Origin of the sequence: Cytobacillus sp. FSL K6-0265 (assembly GCF_038003465.1) — a bacterium.
GTDB classification, from domain to species: Bacteria; Bacillota; Bacilli; order Bacillales; family Cytobacillaceae; genus Cytobacillus; species Cytobacillus stercorigallinarum.
On record NZ_JBBOPE010000001.1, the window covers coordinates 3,273,930 to 3,291,867 of the forward strand.

General features: G+C 35.8%; 16 protein-coding genes. 1 reads left to right on the forward strand and 15 read right to left on the reverse strand.

Annotated elements, in window-relative coordinates; translation table 11 throughout:
• Positions 1-15: 15 nt before the first annotated feature.
• The 14 genes from nrdR to MHH73_RS16585 all read right to left on the reverse strand — a co-directional run bounded on the left by nrdR (position 16) and on the right by MHH73_RS16585 (position 15,988).
• Positions 16-477, reverse strand: coding sequence for a transcriptional regulator NrdR (gene nrdR / locus MHH73_RS16520; RefSeq protein ID WP_191810057.1), 462 nt, complete (start codon positions 475-477; stop codon positions 16-18).
• 146 nt (positions 478-623) lie between these two features.
• Entirely contained in the window at positions 624-1,007 is a 384-nt protein-coding gene (speD, locus tag MHH73_RS16525; RefSeq protein ID WP_191810055.1) for an adenosylmethionine decarboxylase, read from the reverse strand.
• A 477-nt stretch (positions 1,008-1,484) separates the two neighbouring features.
• Positions 1,485-2,510 carry a glyceraldehyde-3-phosphate dehydrogenase gene (locus MHH73_RS16530; protein WP_191810054.1) on the reverse strand — a complete coding sequence of 342 codons (1,026 nt, stop codon included), beginning with the start codon at positions 2,508-2,510 and terminating at the stop codon, positions 1,485-1,487.
• 284 nt (positions 2,511-2,794) lie between these two features.
• Positions 2,795-3,397 carry a dephospho-CoA kinase gene (coaE, locus tag MHH73_RS16535; RefSeq protein WP_341068181.1) on the reverse strand — a complete coding sequence of 201 codons (603 nt, stop codon included), beginning with the start codon at positions 3,395-3,397 and terminating at the stop codon, positions 2,795-2,797.
• Between the two features lie 27 nt (positions 3,398-3,424).
• Positions 3,425-4,066 (reverse strand): sporulation membrane protein YtaF, encoded by a 642-nt coding sequence (gene ytaF / locus MHH73_RS16540; RefSeq protein WP_191810049.1) that lies wholly within the window; start codon positions 4,064-4,066, stop codon positions 3,425-3,427.
• Between the two features lie 99 nt (positions 4,067-4,165).
• Positions 4,166-4,999: a DNA-formamidopyrimidine glycosylase gene (gene mutM, locus MHH73_RS16545; protein ID WP_191810047.1), complete on the reverse strand. Its 834-nt coding sequence runs from the start codon at positions 4,997-4,999 to the stop codon at positions 4,166-4,168.
• Positions 5,000-5,039: 40 nt separating this feature from the next.
• On the reverse strand, positions 5,040-7,676 hold the full coding sequence (gene polA, locus MHH73_RS16550) for a DNA polymerase I (protein WP_191810045.1): 2,637 nt from the start codon (positions 7,674-7,676) through the stop codon (positions 5,040-5,042).
• 426 nt (positions 7,677-8,102) lie between these two features.
• A complete protein-coding gene (gene pnpS / locus MHH73_RS16555) occupies positions 8,103-9,857 on the reverse strand; it encodes a two-component system histidine kinase PnpS (RefSeq protein ID WP_341068184.1) in 1,755 nt (584 codons plus the stop codon).
• On the reverse strand, positions 9,854-10,567 hold the full coding sequence (locus MHH73_RS16560; RefSeq protein WP_191810041.1) for a response regulator transcription factor: 714 nt from the start codon (positions 10,565-10,567) through the stop codon (positions 9,854-9,856). The genes pnpS and MHH73_RS16560 overlap by 4 nt, the downstream gene beginning before the upstream one ends.
• A 175-nt stretch (positions 10,568-10,742) precedes the next feature.
• Entirely contained in the window at positions 10,743-11,216 is a 474-nt protein-coding gene (locus MHH73_RS16565; RefSeq protein ID WP_191810039.1) for a MaoC/PaaZ C-terminal domain-containing protein, read from the reverse strand.
• A gap of 202 nt (positions 11,217-11,418) precedes the next feature.
• Positions 11,419-12,366: a malate dehydrogenase gene (gene mdh, locus MHH73_RS16570; protein WP_341068186.1), complete on the reverse strand. Its 948-nt coding sequence runs from the start codon at positions 12,364-12,366 to the stop codon at positions 11,419-11,421.
• 231 nt (positions 12,367-12,597) lie between these two features.
• Positions 12,598-13,869, reverse strand: coding sequence for an NADP-dependent isocitrate dehydrogenase (gene icd / locus MHH73_RS16575; RefSeq protein WP_191811315.1), 1,272 nt, complete (start codon positions 13,867-13,869; stop codon positions 12,598-12,600).
• A gap of 152 nt (positions 13,870-14,021) precedes the next feature.
• Complete coding sequence (gene citZ / locus MHH73_RS16580; RefSeq protein ID WP_191810035.1) at positions 14,022-15,140, reverse strand: citrate synthase; 1,119 nt, start codon at positions 15,138-15,140, stop codon at positions 14,022-14,024.
• A gap of 392 nt (positions 15,141-15,532) precedes the next feature.
• Positions 15,533-15,988 (reverse strand): DUF441 domain-containing protein, encoded by a 456-nt coding sequence (locus MHH73_RS16585; protein ID WP_191810033.1) that lies wholly within the window; start codon positions 15,986-15,988, stop codon positions 15,533-15,535.
• Positions 15,989-16,198: 210 nt separating this feature from the next.
• Between MHH73_RS16585 and ytvI the strand changes: the two genes are divergently transcribed.
• Positions 16,199-17,320, forward strand: a complete 1,122-nt coding sequence (gene ytvI, locus MHH73_RS16590) for a sporulation integral membrane protein YtvI (protein ID WP_191810031.1) — start codon at positions 16,199-16,201, stop codon at positions 17,318-17,320.
• Positions 17,321-17,506: 186 nt separating this feature from the next.
• On the opposite strand, the gene MHH73_RS16595 is transcribed toward ytvI, so the two are convergent.
• On the reverse strand, positions 17,507-17,896 hold the full coding sequence (locus MHH73_RS16595) for an FxsA family protein (protein WP_341068189.1): 390 nt from the start codon (positions 17,894-17,896) through the stop codon (positions 17,507-17,509).
• Between the last annotated feature and the right edge of the window lie 42 nt (positions 17,897-17,938).

Sequence of the window (17,938 nt, forward strand, 5' to 3'; positions counted from 1 at the left end):
CCTATTTGCTCACCTTTACGCTTGTTCCTTCTTCATTAACTCTTTTAGCTCTTCTATAAATACATTAATATCTTTGAATTGACGATAAACAGAAGCGAAGCGAACATAGGCAACATCGTCAACCTTCACTAGCCTGTCCATGACCATTTCGCCAACATCATCACTTTTTACTTCTGAAACTCCGTTGCTTCTTAATTCCTTTTCAACTTGAAAAGTGATATCTTCGAGTCTTTTTAATGCAACCGGTCGTTTTTCACAAGCTTTTATTAGTCCACGCAATATTTTCTCTCTGCTAAACTCTTCTCTTGTTCCTTCTTTTTTCACGACAATCAAAGGAATTTCTTCTACCTTTTCAAAAGTTGTAAACCGATAACCACATTTTTCACATTCTCTTCGTCTTCGTATCGATTTACCTTCATCAACAGGACGAGAGTCTAGCACACGAGTATTATTATGTTGGCATGAAGGACATTTCATACAATCAACTCCGTCTCTTCTTTACATTCCTAAAATGTATCTTTACTTACTATCATATAAAAAAGGAGTTGTCAGTACAAGTAGATATGTTTTTTTCATATTAAAAAGAGTGCAATGATTCGCTTGCACTCTTGAAAACTTCTTTATTATAACACATTGGCTTTTGTTGCGTTCTTAACTTGAACAGGACCCATTCCACGAGGAATTTCTATATTCTCACGTGTATCAGCACCTAAAGCTTCTGCGATATGGTCAGCTGCGATATGAGGATTAAGATCACCGCAAGTATAAACATCAATGCTTGCATAACCATGCTCCGGAAAACTGTGTATAGTTAAATGCGACTCTGAAATAATGACAACCCCACTTACACCTTGTGGTGCAAATTTATGGAATGCCACCTCTCGCACTTCTGCTCCTGATTTTAGTGCAGCTGCTACAAATGTTTGCTCAATAAATGACATATCATTCAATTTTTCAAAATCGCATCCCCAAAGCTCTGAGATGACGTGACGACCCATTGTTTCCATATTCAAATTTCCCCCTTTACTAATTGACATGAATTTCTACTGGGTAAAGCATATAACTACCACGGGGGAAAGTTAGTCCAAAGAGGTCCTAACCCTTTAAGTAGCCATTTAGCGCCTTACTCGTTGAGAAGTTCACGATTTTTAGTATACTTTGTTTAATGTTCTTTTGCAATAAATCCTAGAAAATTTATTTAAGTGAATTTCAATTATAATTACATCTTCACATGAAGGAAAGTAGTGAATCATTGTTATTATCAACGTTTATCCCCTTCGTTAGCCAAGGAAAATGTCACAATTTATTCAAACTTTTTTAGTCATCATCTTAAAAAATTTACATCAGGACAAACAAACATTCTGATTTTGAAGAATTGACTGTATAGGTGATAATTTATGAAGTATTCACTTTAGTTTCTTTTTAGCTTTCTAGTAAGAATGTAAAAAAATAGGCAATCCTTTAAAAGGATTGCCTACATCAAATTATGCGTTCACTGCAGATTTATTTAACTCTTCCGCCACGTATTTCACTAAATCAACTACGCGACAAGAATAACCCCACTCGTTATCATACCAAGCTAAAACTTTTACTTTGTTCTCACCGATCATCATTGTGGACAGTCCATCAATAATGGCAGAGTGTGGATTTGTTGTAAAATCAATTGAAACAAGTGGTTCTTCTGTTATATCTAAAATGCCTTTTAATTCATTTTGTGCCGCATCTTCAAACGCAGCATTTACTTCATCAATTGTTACATCCCGCTTTAAATCAACAACTAAATCAACAAGTGATACATCTGGCGTTGGCACGCGCAGAGCCATACCATGTAACTTACCTTTTAATTGTGGTAATACAAGAGACAATGCTTTCGCCGCTCCTGTTGATGTAGGAATGATTGACTGCGCACAAGCTCTAGCACGGCGAAGATCCTTATGTGGGTTATCAAGGTTCTTTTGGTCATTTGTATAAGCATGTACAGTCGTCATTAAACCGTTTTCAATCCCGAATTTATCTTCTAATACTTTTGCCACTGGCGCTAAACAATTGGTTGTACAAGAAGCATTAGAAATAACATCATGTTCAGCAATGTTAAGCGCTTCATCATTAACACCCATCACAATTGTTACATCTTCATTTTTCCCTGGAGCCGTTAAAACAACTTTCTTAGCACCTGCATTTAAATGAAGCATCGCTTTATCTTTAGAGTTGAATTTACCTGTAGCTTCAACAACAATATCAATCTCCATTTGTTTCCAAGGAAGTTCCTCAGGGTTACGATTGCTAAGTAATTGAACTCTTTTTCCGTTCACTACAAGCGCATCATCTTCGGGAATCACTTCGCCTTGGAATGCACCATGTGTTGAATCATATTTAATTAAATGTGCTAAAGTTTCTGGTGGATAACTAGCATTTACTGCTACTACTTCCAATGTATCATCAAGAATGGCCTTTCTAAACACCATTCGTCCTATTCTCCCAAACCCATTAATCGCTATTTTCGCCTTCATCTTACGGCCCCTTCCGTATAAATGTTATACTTTTTTAACCATTTTCATGCTAATAGTATAACATATTAACCACAAAATGTGATGAGCAAATTGCGGATATTTTAAAGTTCCACTATTCAGAAATATCGCGTGTGTAAAGAAGCAATAAAACGCGTGACATTACGTAAAAAGGCCATCGCTACAGCTATATTTCTTTAGTGGCAAAAAAACATCCACTTATTATTGTGGACGAAAAGGGTTGAAATATTACTTCTGAAACAAGAAGTCTAAGTTGTAATTGTGTTTTACTGTTTATCTTTTAATTGTAACAGTAAATCATCTAATTGCTTCTCTGTACTTGCAAGTTCGCCATTATTATCAATTAAGAAATCCGCTAGTTGCACTTTTTCTTCCAATAGCATTTGTGATCGAATACGTGCATTCGCTTCATTTGCATCAAATCCATTTCTCTTCATTAAACGCTGAAGCTGATTTTCTTTATTCACATATACTAAAACGGTGTAATCCACCATATATGTGAGTTTACTTTCAAATAAGAGCGGAATATCTAAAACGACCATTTTTTCACCATTAGCAACGGCTTCGTCTTTTTGCTCGTTCATTCTTCTCCTTACAGCCGGATGGACAATACTATTGAGCTTCATTCTTTCCTCTTCACTATAAAAAACAATGGAGCCTAATTTTTGACGATTAATCTCCCCATTTTCAAGCAGAATCTCTTGACCAAAATGGGAGACAATTTCATCATAAGCAGGCTCACCTTTTTCAACTGCTCGTTTCGCTTCAACATCTGCATCTATTACTGTAATCGCTCTTTCTTTTAACATGGTGGATACTGTACTCTTGCCGCTTGCAATACCACCAGTGAGTCCGATAATTACTGCCATTTTAACATTCACACCTTTTTTATCAAATTAAATTTTCCAGATTCCAAGTATAATTAAAATTAATCCTGGTATAAACGAACACCGTTGCATCCACTGAGATTTAGAAAATACCGAGCCAATACTCATCCCACCGAAAACAAACAATGAACTCATAACCGCCACACATACAGCTAAATAATAGGGGGAATACCCAAGCATAGCCGCTCCAATACCTGCACCAAAGGCATCAAGTGATAAAGCAAACCCTAATAAAAAGGCTTCAATACCAGTAATTGTACCAGATTTATCAATATCGGCTACCATTGGCTTTCTTAAAATGTTAATAACTACACCAAGAGACTTGATTTCAAAATTCAAAAGAATTTTCTCATGTGGGAGGGCATCCTTATCCTTTTCCTTTTCAGGGCGGAAAAACTGATACAGTACCCAAGCACCTAATAGAATAAGGATGATACCGCCAATACTATTTGCAAAGGTAGGCGAGATAAACTTTGCTATTGTATGTCCAATTCCCATTGAAATGAGGAGAGTAAAGGCTGAACAACAAGCAATAATTAAAATTGATTTAATTGGAATTTTCATTTTTCTTAATCCATACGTTAAACCTACACTAAAACTATCTAAGCTAACAGCTATAGCTAGTATAATAAGTGTCATCATTTGCGTCATATAAAAGAGCTCCTTCCATGAAATGGCTAACATATTATATGGAAGAAGCCCATCCAATGTTATCTATAATCTAGGCTTAGATGACAAAAGAAAATATAATTATTTTATTTTTGGCTGACAATGTGGACAATAAACGGTTCCACGTCCACCGGCAATGATTCTCTCGAGCGGTGTAGCACAAACTTTACAGTCCTCTCCACGACGACCATACACAAAAAGCTCTAACTGAAATAACCCTATTTGGCCTTGGGAGTTCACATACGAACGTATCGTACTGCCCCCTCGTTCAACAGCTTCAGACAGTGTTGCTTTAATTTCCCGATAAAGTTTGTCTACTTCCTCTTTTGTTAATGTTTTAGCAGAGCGCTCTGGATGAATACCTGCTTTAAACAAAGATTCATCGACATATATATTACCCAAGCCTACAATTAGTTTTTGATCCAAGAGAGCTGCCTTAATAGGTCTTGCTGTCTTATTCAATGAAAGTTGTAATATCTCTGGAGAAAAAGCATCTGATAAAGGTTCTACACCTAATTGCGATAGCGGAAGTTGGCCGAGCTCTTCACCGCGTTTAAATAAATGCATGGTGCCAAATTTGCGCACATCTTTATACCTTAACTCTGTTCCATCTGTAAAGGAGAAAATCACATGTGTATGTTTATCAATCGTTTCCGATTTCGGATATACCCCATATCTCCCTTCCATTCGCAAATGAGAAACAAGGGCTAAATCATCCGTATAAAGGATCAAAAATTTCCCTCGACGCGCAACCGCTTTAAATGTTTCACCTTCTAACGCCTTTGCAAATTGAACAACATCGTCTGGTTCTTTCACCATTTTCGGCCAGTGTACTGTCACTTGGTCAATGGTTTTCCCGATAATCAACTCTTCTAAAGTTCTTCTTACTGTTTCTACCTCAGGTAATTCAGGCATTCATAATAACTCCTTTTTTTCAATCCGATTGCGAACTCACTTATTTCGCATCAAACCATGTTGGGCCGTATGAATAATCTACTTTTAACGGCACTTTTAACTCTACGGCATGCTCCATTACATCTGGAACAATTTCTTTTAGTTTTTCAATTTCTTCTACCGGTGCTTCAAATATCAGTTCATCATGCACTTGTAATAAAAGCTTGGATTGTAATTGTTCCTTCTCTAGGCGGTCAGCCATATCAATCATCGCTTTTTTAATAATATCTGCGGCACTGCCTTGAATTGGTGTATTCATAGCCGTTCTTTCCGCAAAACTACGAAGATTAAAATTCCGACTTGTAATTTCCGGTAAATATCTACGACGGTGAAGTAATGTTTCTACGAACCCTTTTTCTTTTGCCTCTTGCACAATGTCGTCCATATATTGTCTAACAGCAGGGTAGCTTGTTAAGTAGCGATCAATAAATTCTCCAGCTTCTTTTCTTGTAATAGATAGACTTTGTGAAAGGCCGTAATCACTTATTCCGTAAACAATCCCAAAGTTAACTGCTTTTGCATGACGGCGCATATTTCCCGTTACTTCTTCTTTAGAAACATGAAAGACTTCCATAGCTGTCTTCGTATGAATATCTAGATCTTCCTTAAATGCAGAGATTAGTTTTTCATCAGCTGCAATATGAGCGAGAACCCTTAATTCTATCTGTGAATAATCTGCGGCAAAAATAACCCAATCTTTTTTTGAAGGAATAAATGCTTGTCTAATCTTTCTACCTTCTTCTAAGCGAATCGGGATATTTTGTAAGTTAGGATCAGTAGAACTTAATCTTCCCGTTTGCGTTAACGCTTGATTAAATCGGGTATGCACTTTATCTGTTTCTTTATTGACCACCTTTAGTAAACCTTCAATATAGGTGGATTGTAGTTTCGCTAATTGACGATATTCAAGGATTTCTTTGATAATCTCATGTTTGGATTCTAATTTTTCTAATACATCTGCTGACGTAGAATAGCCCGTTTTTGTTTTCTTCATAACTGGTAAACGTAGCTTATCAAATAAGATTACCCCTAATTGTTTCGGAGAATTAATATTAAATGCTTCACCAGCATAGGCGTGAATTCGATTCTCAATGGCTGCAAGTTTCTCTAATAACTCTGTTCCCATTGAACGCAGGCGATTCAAGTCCACTTTAATACCTGCCGATTCCATATCAGCAAGGATCAATGATAGGGGTAATTCTAATTCATAAAAAAGTGCAGACTGCTGGTTCGTTTGTAGCGAAGTATCCAACTTCTCATAAAGCGAATCCATTGCCACTGCTTTCCTTAGAATATGAGGGGCAAGTTCTTCTTCGTTTGGAATACTCCTTTTTGCTCCTTTTCCATAAAAAGCTTGATCAGATTGAATTGCAGAGTATCCGTGATTGCGCGCAATAGAAGCTAAATCTTCAATTGTTTCAGATGGATTGATAATATAAGCTGCTAAAAGGATATCAAAATGGATACCTTTTAAATGAATACCATGATGTCTTAGTGAAACTTCAGACCTTTTCGCATCATATACAACCTTTGGAGAGGCATCATCTTCTGCCCATTTTTTAAACACTTTCGATTGACAAGCGTTTTTTGTTGAAATAAAGAAGTGTCCATTTTTGTTGGTGACTGCTATTCCAAGAATATCTGCGTAATGATAATTATCCTCTAACACTTCAATATATAATGCGCTATCTCCATCTAACTGTTCCTCGGTAAAATCTGTAACAATCTCATAGTTAATTTCTTCAAGCTCAGCCGTTTGGTCTTCTGCTAAATCAAAGCTTATTTTTTCTAATAAAGAATTAAAACCGAGGTCTTTAAATAAATGATATAATTTTTCTTCATTCCCACCTTCGTAGGCTATTTTATCTAGCTCTACTTCAATCGGCGCTTCTCTTAAAATGGTTGCTAATTCTTTACTCATTAAAGCTTGGTTTTGAAATTCCTCTAGCTTTTCTTTTAATTTGTTACCACTCACTTGATCAATCGATTGCATTAAATGTTCTAATGTACCAAACTCCTTTAATAACTTGAGTGCGGTTTTCTCCCCAACACCTGGCACACCCGGAATATTATCAGAGCTATCTCCCATTAGGCCTTTCATATCAATGATTCGTTCAGGTGTGATACCATACTTTTCCTCGATATGCTGAGGGGTGTACTCTTCAATATCAGTAATTCCCTTTCTCGTAATTCCTACAGTTGTCTTTTCTGAACTGAGCTGCGTTAAGTCTTTGTCCCCTGAAATGACCTTCACTTCGAAACCATCTTGCTCAGCTCTTAAAGATAGGGTACCAATAATATCATCCGCTTCATAATTCGCTAACTCATAACGAGCAATTTGATAAGCATCTAGCAGCTCTCTAATCACCGGGAACTGTTCTGAAAGTTCTGGCGGCGTTTTTTGTCTGCCACCTTTATATTCTGTAAATGTTTTATGTCTAAATGTAGTTTTACCGGCATCAAATGCAACGAGAATATGAGTAGGTTTTTCATCTTCCAAAATTCGCATAAGCATCATCGTAAATCCATAGACTGCATTCGTATGTATGCCTTTATCGTTATTTAATAAGGGAAGAGCAAAAAAAGCCCGATAAGCTATACTATTTCCATCTATTAATACGAGTTTTTTCTTTGACATCTCGTCACCAACCTCCTTCGCTTTTCACAAAGTCATTCTATTGAATGCACCTCGAAAAAAAGCCATTATCTATTTTATATTTTATCATGTCTAAAAGAATAAAGAAAAATTAGAGGTGGAATTCATTAGGCAATTGTTCGTTATCGTAAAAGATTTACATAATTTGATGAAGTATTTTATATTTATGGAGGAAAAAACGGTAGGGATTTATAGGTGAGGGCATCACCAAAATAGGAGATGTTTAATATCATTCATTTGCATTTTACTTAGTGCTGATTCACATAACTGAACTTCAGTTTAAAAAGAGAGAGCGGGGTAGCTCTCTCTTCTTCACATCATGTGATGAAGGGGTTTTACAAGACTAATTGTAACTCCCTATTGTTAATGGCATTAAAAAACAATGTAAACTTTTTGTAAAAACTCTCATTATTCGCTATCTGGAAACTCCTTATAAAACGTGAGTAAAAAGGCCGTGCCTTTCCCACTCTTGCTTTTAACAGTAATCAATCCTTTATGTGCTTCTAATAAATGCTTAACAATTGCCAGACCAAGGCCTGTACCACCTGAATTCCTACTCCTTGCTTTATCTACGCGATAAAACCTTTCAAAAATCCGCGGAATCTCACTTTCTTTAATGCCTATCCCTGTATCAATGATTTTTATATACACTTTTTGTTGATCTTCCGTTACACGAATAGACACTTTACCTTCATTCGGCGTGTAAGAAATAGCATTAGAAACAATATTAAGGAAAATCTGCTTGATTCTGTTTACATCTGCTTCCATTTCGATAACTTCATCATCACATTTTAAATCTATGGTAATATTTTTTTCCTCTGCTCGCCTCTTAACCATCATCACTACTTCATTTAATACACCAATAATATTTACCTCTTGGATAGAAAGGTGAAATCCTTGTTGCTCTATTTTGGATAAATCAAGTAAATCTTGAATCAGTGTTTGCAATCGTTCACTTTCTTGGAGGATAATCGTTAAAAATTGTTTAAGAGTATCTTGATCATCCATTGCTCCATCTAAAAGTGTTTCCGAGAACCCTTTAATAGAAGTAATAGGTGTTTTTAATTCATGTGAAACATTTGCGACGAAATCTCTCCGCACCTGCTCTAATTTCTTAATCTCAGTAATGTCATGGAAAACAAGAAGTACACCTTTCCATACATCATTCGTGCCGATAATCGGAACACCGTAAACTTCAAAATGTTTGCGATGAATACCAATAAGTATTTGTATTTGCTTTCTTACCTTTTGCTCTGTCATAAATAATTCTTCAATAAGCTCAGTGATTTCTTTATATTCAATGACATCATAATAAAGTTCGTCCATGTATTCTGTCACATCAGCATGAAAAACTTCCCTATATGTACGATTCACAAGGTTAATATAACCTTTACTATCTATTAAGATTAGCCCACTGCCCATGTTTTCAATGAGTGTACTGAGTCTATCTTGATGCATTTCTCTAGATTTCTCCATATCTTGCAAGTTACGTGCAAGAATATTAATTGAGCTATTTAACTTACCTGCTTCTCCAACATCATTATCATATGTTCTCGCTCGATAATTACCTTTCGCTAACTCAATAGCCACTCTTGTCGCTGAATCAATTGGCCTTGTATATCTATTCGTAATAGAAGCTCCTAAAAATATAATCAAAACCAATGCTAAGCTAAGACAAATAATTAAAATCCACCAAATTTGCGAGTAACCACTTTTTACTTCATCTATTTCGGCACTTAAAAACAAATAATAGTAATCTGTACCTTCATTTAATTCCTTCCAAAAATAATGGTAATCGTCGCCTACGACTTTACCAGCCTGCTCACCAGAGTCAGATGTATCTAAAACTTCATCTATTGTTTTACGATTCATCCTATTCTTATTCACGCTATCAAATATTACTTGGTCATTTGCATCAGCAATTGTAACACTGACACCTAACCAGTTAGCAAACTGGTCGACCTTCTCTTGAGTCAGTTGTTCTATTCCACCTATTTCCTCAATCTGGCCAGCTACTAGCTGAATCTCTTTAGACAACCGTTCATCTATCACATTTATATAATAAGATTTAAACAACTGACCTAATAATAAGCCTAAACAAAGCAAAACAGCGATAATCAATGTGATAATAGCAAAAAATAGTTTTGAACGAAATGTTCTCATTCAGGCTTTGGCTCCTCTAGCTTATAGCCAAGCCCACGAATCGTTTTAATATATGTCGGTTTTTTTGAATTTTGCTCGATTTTATCTCTTAGGTGACTAATATGAACATCAACAATCCTTGTATCACCTGCAAAATCATAATTCCAAACGGCACTAAGTAATTGATCCCGAGTTAATACTCTACCTTTATTTTTAGCGAGATATAATAGCAATTCGAACTCTTTCGGTGTCAGTTCAAGTAATTCTTCTTGATAATAGACCTCATATCGTTCTGGATAAATTTTCACGCCGGCTATACGAATGCTATCATTTTCATCTTCTGCAACAGGTTCTTCAAATTGGGCTTGTGATCTTCTTAAAATAGCCTTTACCCGCGCCACTACTTCTCTCGGACTAAATGGCTTTGTCATATAGTCATCTGCCCCAAGCTCTAAGCCAAGAACTTTATCGAATTCATCATCTTTTGCAGTTAACATGAGAATGGGCGTATTCACTTTTCTTTGTCTGATTTGTTTACACACTTCAATTCCGTCTAACTTAGGTAACATCAGATCTAATACAATCAAATCTAGCTGTTCACTTAAAGCAAGATTTTTACCTTCTTCTCCATCAGATGCTGTTAGTACTTCATAACCTGCTTGTTGCAAATTATATTGTAGTAACGTTACAATCGACTGCTCATCATCAACCACTAGAACTTTTTTATCCATAAAAGCCTCCGATAAATAGATTCCCCATTAGTATAAGCCAATTTCTTTAGTAAAACCCCTTATATAAATGTATTATAATATAAAAAAAGAAAAAAAGCGTGCCACGACAAAAAACTAAGCAGTATTAATTACTTTTGCTTAGTCTTTTGGTCAACTATACCTAATGATTTCATGATTAGAAGTTTTCTATCACTTTACTGTTAAGACTCTCAAGTGGATAGGGTGGACAGACTTTCATTCGACCATATAAAACCGTTTCACCTTCCTCATTCGTTGCTTGTACCTTCATATCAATATTATGCTTCTCTTCATCTAGGTGAATAATTTCCATCAAGAATTCAATTGTAGAATAGTGATAAACAGGTTTTACATATTCTAATTCTTGCTTCAAAATATGGCTACCTGGTCCAGGAAGATATTTTGAAACACTTGATGAGACCATACCATTCAGCATAATATTGGGTACAATCGGTTTTTTATAAGGTGTTTGCGAAGCATAATCATGCTGTAAATATAGTGGATTCGCATCATCTGTTAACCCTAGATATAATAATATATCCCTATCTTCTATTTTTTCAGTAAAGGTCAGCTTCTCACCAACCGAAATTTCCTCAAGTCTTCTACCTATTTTTCTCTTTTTCCCTAACATGGATGCACCTCCGCTTTTTGTAAACGCTTGCAAAAAAATGATAGTATAAACTAATTTTTCTGTTTATTTATAATTATATTAACATTTTATTTTAATAAGTAAAAGAAAAAGAGGAAAAATAATTTTCTTTTTATCGCAAAACATAAATTAAGCGAAGCTCAGTTAAAAGACCGAACTTCGCCAACAAGGCTTTCTTTATATATTAGGTTTGTGACAATATTGATATCACCTGACGAACCGACTTAGCTGACTGATCTAATGCATCCTTTTCTTCTTTTGTTAGATCTAACTCGATAACTTTTTCAATTCCATTTGCACCAAGGATTGTTGGCACACCTAAATAAATCCCATGATAGCCAAACTCTCCTTCTAAATAAGCTATTGCAGGAAGTATTCTTTTTTGGTCCTTAATCATAGCCTCTACCATTTCTACTAAAGCTGCTGCTGGTGCATAATAGGCACTACCATTCCCAAGTAAACTAACAATTTCTCCTCCGCCCTTACGCGTTCGATCAACAATTTGCTCTAAACGATCTTTAGAGATTAACTTTTCTAAAGGGATGCCACCTGCATATGAATACCTGACAAGTGGAACCATATCATCACCATGCCCTCCAAGAACAAAGCCTGTTATATCCTTGACGGAAATCTGTAACTCTTGAGCGATAAACGTCCGAAATCTGGCACTATCCAGCACGCCTGATTGTCCAATTACCCGATTTTTTGGGAATCCTGTTTCTTTAAATATCGTATATGTCATCGCATCTACCGGATTGGATAACACAATAATAAATGTATCGGGAGAATAATGCGCAATTTCCTTCGCTACATTCTTCATAATCGTTTCGTTTGTTTGAACAAGATCTTCACGACTCATTCCTGGCTTCCGGGCAATTCCAGCAGTAATAACCACGATATCCGAATCTTTTGTATCTTCATAGTTCGCTGTACCAAGGATATTTGCGTCAAATCCTTGAACTGGGCTTGCTTCTAACATGTCTAAAGCTTTTCCCTTTGTCGGATTTTCCATTTGGGGTATATCAACTAATACAACATCTGCTAATTCCTTTTGTGCCAATAAAAACGCAGTCGTCGCTCCAGTAAAACCGGCTCCGATCACAGAAACTTTTTTACGCTTGAGTGTAGACACTTGCAACATCTCCTTATGTATTCATTTACAACTATTCAATTTATAACCGCTTCTTATGAGATTAAAACATGGGGAAGTAACATAATTTCAGATATGATGGAAAGGATCTTCAACTGGATATCACAGTCAATATAGATGAGGCGTTGATTCTTTTTAATATATTTAGCAAATTATCCTATATATAAAGGAAAAGCAGGTTTAATTTTTAAATTAAACCTGCAAGAAAGTTAATTAGTCCATGTTTTTAATTAGGACATCACCGAATTCAGAACATTTCACTTCTGTTGCTCCGTCCATTAGACGAGCAAAGTCATAAGTTACAACTTTAGAAGCAATAGATTTTTCCATAGATTTCTCAATTAAGTCAGCCGCTTCATTCCAACCTAAATGTTTAAGTAAAAGTACACCTGAAAGAATAACAGATGAAGGGTTTACTTTGTCTAAGCCAGCATATTTAGGAGCTGTTCCATGTGTAGCTTCGAAAATCGCATGTCCAGTTTCGTAGTTGATGTTTGCTCCTGGAGCAATGCCGATTCCACCAACTTGTGCTGCTAGCGCATCAGAAATGTAGTCACCGTTAAGGTTCATTGTTGCTACTACATCAAATTCAGCTGGACGAGTTAAGATTTGTTGTAAGAAAATATCAGCGATAGCATCTTTAACGATGATTTTACCAGCAGCTTCAGCATCAGCTTGTGCTTTGTTTGCTGCATCTACGCCACTTTCATCTTTAATGCGATCATATTCAGCCCATGTGAATACTTTATCGCCGTATTCTTTTTCAGCTAGTTCGTAACCCCAGTTTTTGAATGCACCTTCAGTAAATTTCATGATATTACCTTTGTGGACAAGTGTTACTGATTTACGACCTTCGTTGATTGCATATTCAATTGCAGAGCGAACTAGACGAGTTGTTCCCTCTTGAGAAACAGGTTTAATACCGATTCCAGAAGTTTCTGGGAAGCGAATTTTATTAACGCCCATCTCATCTTTTAAGAAAGAGATTAATTTGTTTACTTCATCTGTACCTTTTGCATATTCAATACCAGCATAAATATCTTCCGTATTTTCACGGAAAATAACCATGTCTGTATCTTGTGGACGCTTAACTGGTGAAGGAACACCTTCAAACCAACGTACAGGACGCAAGCATACGAATAGATCTAATTCTTGACGCAAAGCAACGTTTAAAGAACGAATTCCGCCACCGATTGGTGTTGTAAGAGGTCCTTTAATTGCGATTAAGTATTCATTAATAACATCTAACGTTTCTTTTGGTAACCATTCACCCGTTTGGTTAAATGCTTTTTCACCAGCTAAAACTTCTTTCCAAGCAATTTTACGTTCACCTTTATAAGCTTTTTCAACCGCTGCATCTAATACACGAGAAGCAGATGCCCAAATATCGGGGCCAGTACCGTCACCTTCGATAAAAGGAACGATTGGTTCGTTTGGTACATTTAGTACACCATTATTTACTGTAATTTTTTCTGCTGCCATAATAATTTCTCCCTCCAATTTCCTTGTGTTAAAAATAACACATTACAAACTTATCAGAATCAAAGGCTAGAAGGCAAACCCTCTAACCTCTGACTGGTAGCTTGTTTATCTTTATTTATTGTTATCATCTGTATTAAAAAAACGCAATAAAAAGTTTATCCTCTTTGTTCTACTGGAATATAAGCTTGCATTCCTGGACCAGTATAATCAGCACGAGGGCGGATTAAACGGTTGTTAGAGTATTGTTCTAAAATATGTGCTAACCAACCAGAAACACGGCTAACCGCGAAGATTGGTGTGAAAAGGTCGTGATCGATACCTAAGCTGTGGTATACAGATGCTGAATAGAAGTCAACATTAGGAGGAAGGTCTTTCTCTCCAGTCACAATGCCTTCAATTTTTGTAGACATTTCATACCAATGTGGTTCACCCGTTAATTCTGTTAGTCTTTTTGACATCTCTCTTAAATGTTTCGCTCTTGGGTCACCTTTTCTGTATACACGATGACCAAAGCCCATAATTTTATCTTTATTGGCTAATTTTTCACGAATTGCAGGTTCTACATTATCTAAAGTACCAATTTCTTTTAGCATTTTCATTACCGCTTCATTCGCACCACCATGTAGAGGTCCTTTTAATGCACCGATAGCTGCTGTAATACCAGAGTACACATCAGATAATGTAGCTACACAAACACGAGCTGTAAATGTAGATGCATTTAATTCATGATCAGCATGAAGTACAAGTGCTTTATTCATTGCTTCAACTGCTACATCTTCTGGTACTTCCCCATTTAACATATACAAGAAGTTAGCAGCAAAACTTAATTCTTTTTTAGGAGCAATTGGCTCTAAGCCTTTTCTTACACGCGCAAATGCAGCAACGATAGCAGGCATTTTCGCTTGTAAACGAATAGCTTTTCTATAGTTCGCACCCTCTTCCATTACATCTGCTTCTTCATCATAGAGACCAAGAAGAGATACAGCGGAGCGAAGAGCTGCCATTGGATGAACTTGATCAATTGGATAAGTCTTAAAATGAGCAAGAACCTCTTGTGGCAAATTCATATTTTCTGCCAATTGTGCTTTTAATTCATCTAGTTGTGATTGTGTAGGTAATTTACCATGCCATAATAAATAGATGACTTCCTCAAAACTAGCATTCTCTGCCAAATCATCAATGTTATAGCCTACATATGTTAAAGTATCATCAATGATTGAACTGATAGCAGATGTAGTAGCCACTACACCCTCCAGACCGCGTGTTGCTGTCATAACAAACCATCTCCTTCTTTGAAATATTTTCCCCAAACCCTCTGTCTGCATGAAACTTATTCATTAAGTTGTTATCAGATAAAACCTGATAGCTCTATTGGCTATTGTAGCCGATTTAATCCAGCTAATATGTATTAAGCTGGGAGACAGACTAAATGACATTCTCAGTCAGATTTCCACTGACTAAACAATCTCTGAACGTATGCTCAGTACAAACATGTACAAACATTATTGAAAGAAAATGCTTACATTTTCTTTTTGGTATAAAGTATCTACTATTTTCATAGACTCAACTATCAAACCTATTTGTACATGTATATTATAAACAATTATCTGACTTTTGTGAAACGAAAATTTCATAAAAATACAAGTGACTGATAGCTTGCAAACAATTAGTGAATATACTCAAATATCTTCATGAATAAATAGGCGATACCCGCTCCAATTAGCGGACCAACTGCTACTCCTTTAAATAGAGTAATAGCTAGAATTGTTCCTAGAACAAGAGCAGTCGTAATATGTGGATCTTCTGATAGGAGGGTAAGCCCGCCCTTTGCTAATAATGCAACGATAATGCCAGAGATACAAGCAACCCAAGCATAAGGTGATTTAAATGCATCTGCTAGATCTTTGAACCCGATTGCTCCACTTGCTATAGGAGCTAATACAGCAATCGTAATAATCGTTACACCCCAATTAATACCCTTACTTTGGATAAATGAAAACACTTTTAACTCTGTACCGACTAATTTTAACAATAGGAGGACAGCAATCGCAAATATAAGAGATTGATTTTTAGCCACAATACTAATAGCTAAAAGCAATAGTAAAAACAGGAATGACTCCATATTCTATCTCACCTTCCTGTTAATGATGTTATTTTAACATAATTTCGAAAAAAGATAAAATTAATTTCTTTTTCGCCCATTATGCCACTATAGATAATTAGGACAAAAGAGCAGATTTTCGGCTAAAAGATTGAAATTAGCGTTCAGAAAACAATTTCAGATTATTCAACCTTTTTTCACTTAAAATACACTAAGGAGGAGCGCCAAACAATGACAAGTACTCTCCATTACCAAATCATGAGATTCTTTTTTGTCTTAATAATCATAGTTACTTTCTTATTTGTTAGTTTTTACTTGTCATCCATTGCTTATCCTTTTCTAATTGGATTAGGTATTGCGTACATCATTAATAGGACAGTCAATTTTTTTCAATATTCATGTAAAATACCACGATCTTTTTCTGTTTTCATTTCTTTAACATTACTTTTAGGTGTTATTCTGGGCGGCGCAGTTATTTTGATCACTGAATTGGTCTCTGGGGCAGCTCACCTATCAAAAGTTGTGCCAGCACATGTCCAAGTGTTTATTACCCATATAGAACACTGGATTGCCAATCAGTTTATGCCTGTGTTAAATAAACTCACCAGTTTATTTAATCATTTAGGAACAGAACAACAAGCTAGCATTATGACCAATATAGAAGAAATAGGTAAGAATATAGGACAATCATTAGGGCTTTTTCTGCAATCTTTTTTTGAAAAGCTACCAGCATTATTCTCATGGATACCTAATGCAGCAACTGCCATTATTTTTTCTCTTTTAGCCTCATTTTTCATTAGCAAAGACTGGGAAAAAATAAAACGATTTTTTCTTGATTTGACACCTGAATATGTAAGACGAAGTAGCATTACCGTCTTCTCTGATCTAAAATCAGCCCTTTTTGGCTTTATAAAAGCACAAGCGACTTTAATTTCAATTACGACTCTTATCATCTTGGTGGGATTATTAATATTAAACATAGATTATGCGATGACGATTGCCATCATCGCGGGTATGGTTGATATTCTTCCTTATTTAGGAACAGGTATCATCTTTATTCCATGGATTATTTATTCCTTTTTCATTGGTGAAACGACCATTGCAGTTGGACTCTCTATCCTGTACGTGATTATTATTGTCCAAAGACAAGTGATGGAACCAAAGATTTTATCATCCAATATTGGTTTAGATCCATTGGCGACTTTAATCGCTTTATTTATTGGTTTTAAACTATTTGGATTTCTCGGCCTCATTATTGGTCCAATTATTCTTGTCATTCTTTCTACTTTATACAGAGCAAAAGTATTCACAGATATTTGGCTTTATATAAAAAATGGAAAAGAGGAGAAATAGAAGCTAGCCATTATAATAGCTGCTAAATTTGAGTACCTATTTCCATCACTTTTTGAACCTTGTCTCCAAAAACTCTCGCCAATAAAAAAATCCGAACATCTTCGCACTCATAAATGAATTGGAATATGTTCGGATCTTTTTTTGACTATTCTTTTTTAATATATGGCATCATCTTTGTCTAAATGCTCACCATTTTATCACTTTAATGTTGCCATGATTTATACGCCTTCTAAGGAAGTGATACAAAATAATTTTTAATTTATTTCTTATAAAAGGAATCAATAAGAGAATACCTATGAAATCTGAAATAAATCCCGGTAATACAAGGAAGATACCTGCTATGAATATACAAACACCATCTAGCATGGAATCTCCCGGCATTTCTCCTCTGCGCGTTTCCATCTGCACCTTCTTCATTACTTCTATCCCTTGCCTTTTTGCTATATAAACGCCAAAAACACCAGTCAATATAATTAGAAGAAATGTTACGGCAACACCTAAAGCCTTACCAGCAAGAAGCAGTACAGCAATTTCAATCGCCGGTATTAAAATTAGCGGTAATAATATATAGCGCATTTAGCCACCTCATTATATTTTGTATATATAATGATATCAAAA

Excerpts from the sequence above, each read along its gene's own strand:
- nrdR (WP_191810057.1), bottom strand. The coding sequence starts at position 477 with ATGAAATGTCCTTCATGCCAACATAATAATACTCGTGTGCTAGACTCT.
- speD (WP_191810055.1), bottom strand. The coding sequence starts at position 1,007 with ATGGAAACAATGGGTCGTCACGTCATCTCAGAGCTTTGGGGATGCGAT.
- MHH73_RS16530 (WP_191810054.1), bottom strand. The coding sequence starts at position 2,510 with ATGAAGGCGAAAATAGCGATTAATGGGTTTGGGAGAATAGGACGAATG.
- coaE (WP_341068181.1), bottom strand. The coding sequence starts at position 3,397 with ATGGCAGTAATTATCGGACTCACTGGTGGTATTGCAAGCGGCAAGAGT.
- ytaF (WP_191810049.1), bottom strand. The coding sequence starts at position 4,066 with ATGACGCAAATGATGACACTTATTATACTAGCTATAGCTGTTAGCTTA.
- mutM (WP_191810047.1), bottom strand. The coding sequence starts at position 4,999 with ATGCCTGAATTACCTGAGGTAGAAACAGTAAGAAGAACTTTAGAAGAG.
- polA (WP_191810045.1), bottom strand. The coding sequence starts at position 7,676 with ATGTCAAAGAAAAAACTCGTATTAATAGATGGAAATAGTATAGCTTAT.
- pnpS (WP_341068184.1), bottom strand. The coding sequence starts at position 9,857 with ATGAGAACATTTCGTTCAAAACTATTTTTTGCTATTATCACATTGATT.
- MHH73_RS16560 (WP_191810041.1), bottom strand. The coding sequence starts at position 10,567 with ATGGATAAAAAAGTTCTAGTGGTTGATGATGAGCAGTCGATTGTAACG.
- MHH73_RS16565 (WP_191810039.1), bottom strand. The coding sequence starts at position 11,216 with ATGTTAGGGAAAAAGAGAAAAATAGGTAGAAGACTTGAGGAAATTTCG.
- citZ (WP_191810035.1), bottom strand. The coding sequence starts at position 15,140 with ATGACAGCAACACGCGGTCTGGAGGGTGTAGTGGCTACTACATCTGCT.
- MHH73_RS16585 (WP_191810033.1), bottom strand. The coding sequence starts at position 15,988 with ATGGAGTCATTCCTGTTTTTACTATTGCTTTTAGCTATTAGTATTGTG.
- ytvI (WP_191810031.1), top strand. The coding sequence starts at position 16,199 with ATGACAAGTACTCTCCATTACCAAATCATGAGATTCTTTTTTGTCTTA.
- MHH73_RS16595 (WP_341068189.1), bottom strand. The coding sequence starts at position 17,896 with ATGCGCTATATATTATTACCGCTAATTTTAATACCGGCGATTGAAATT.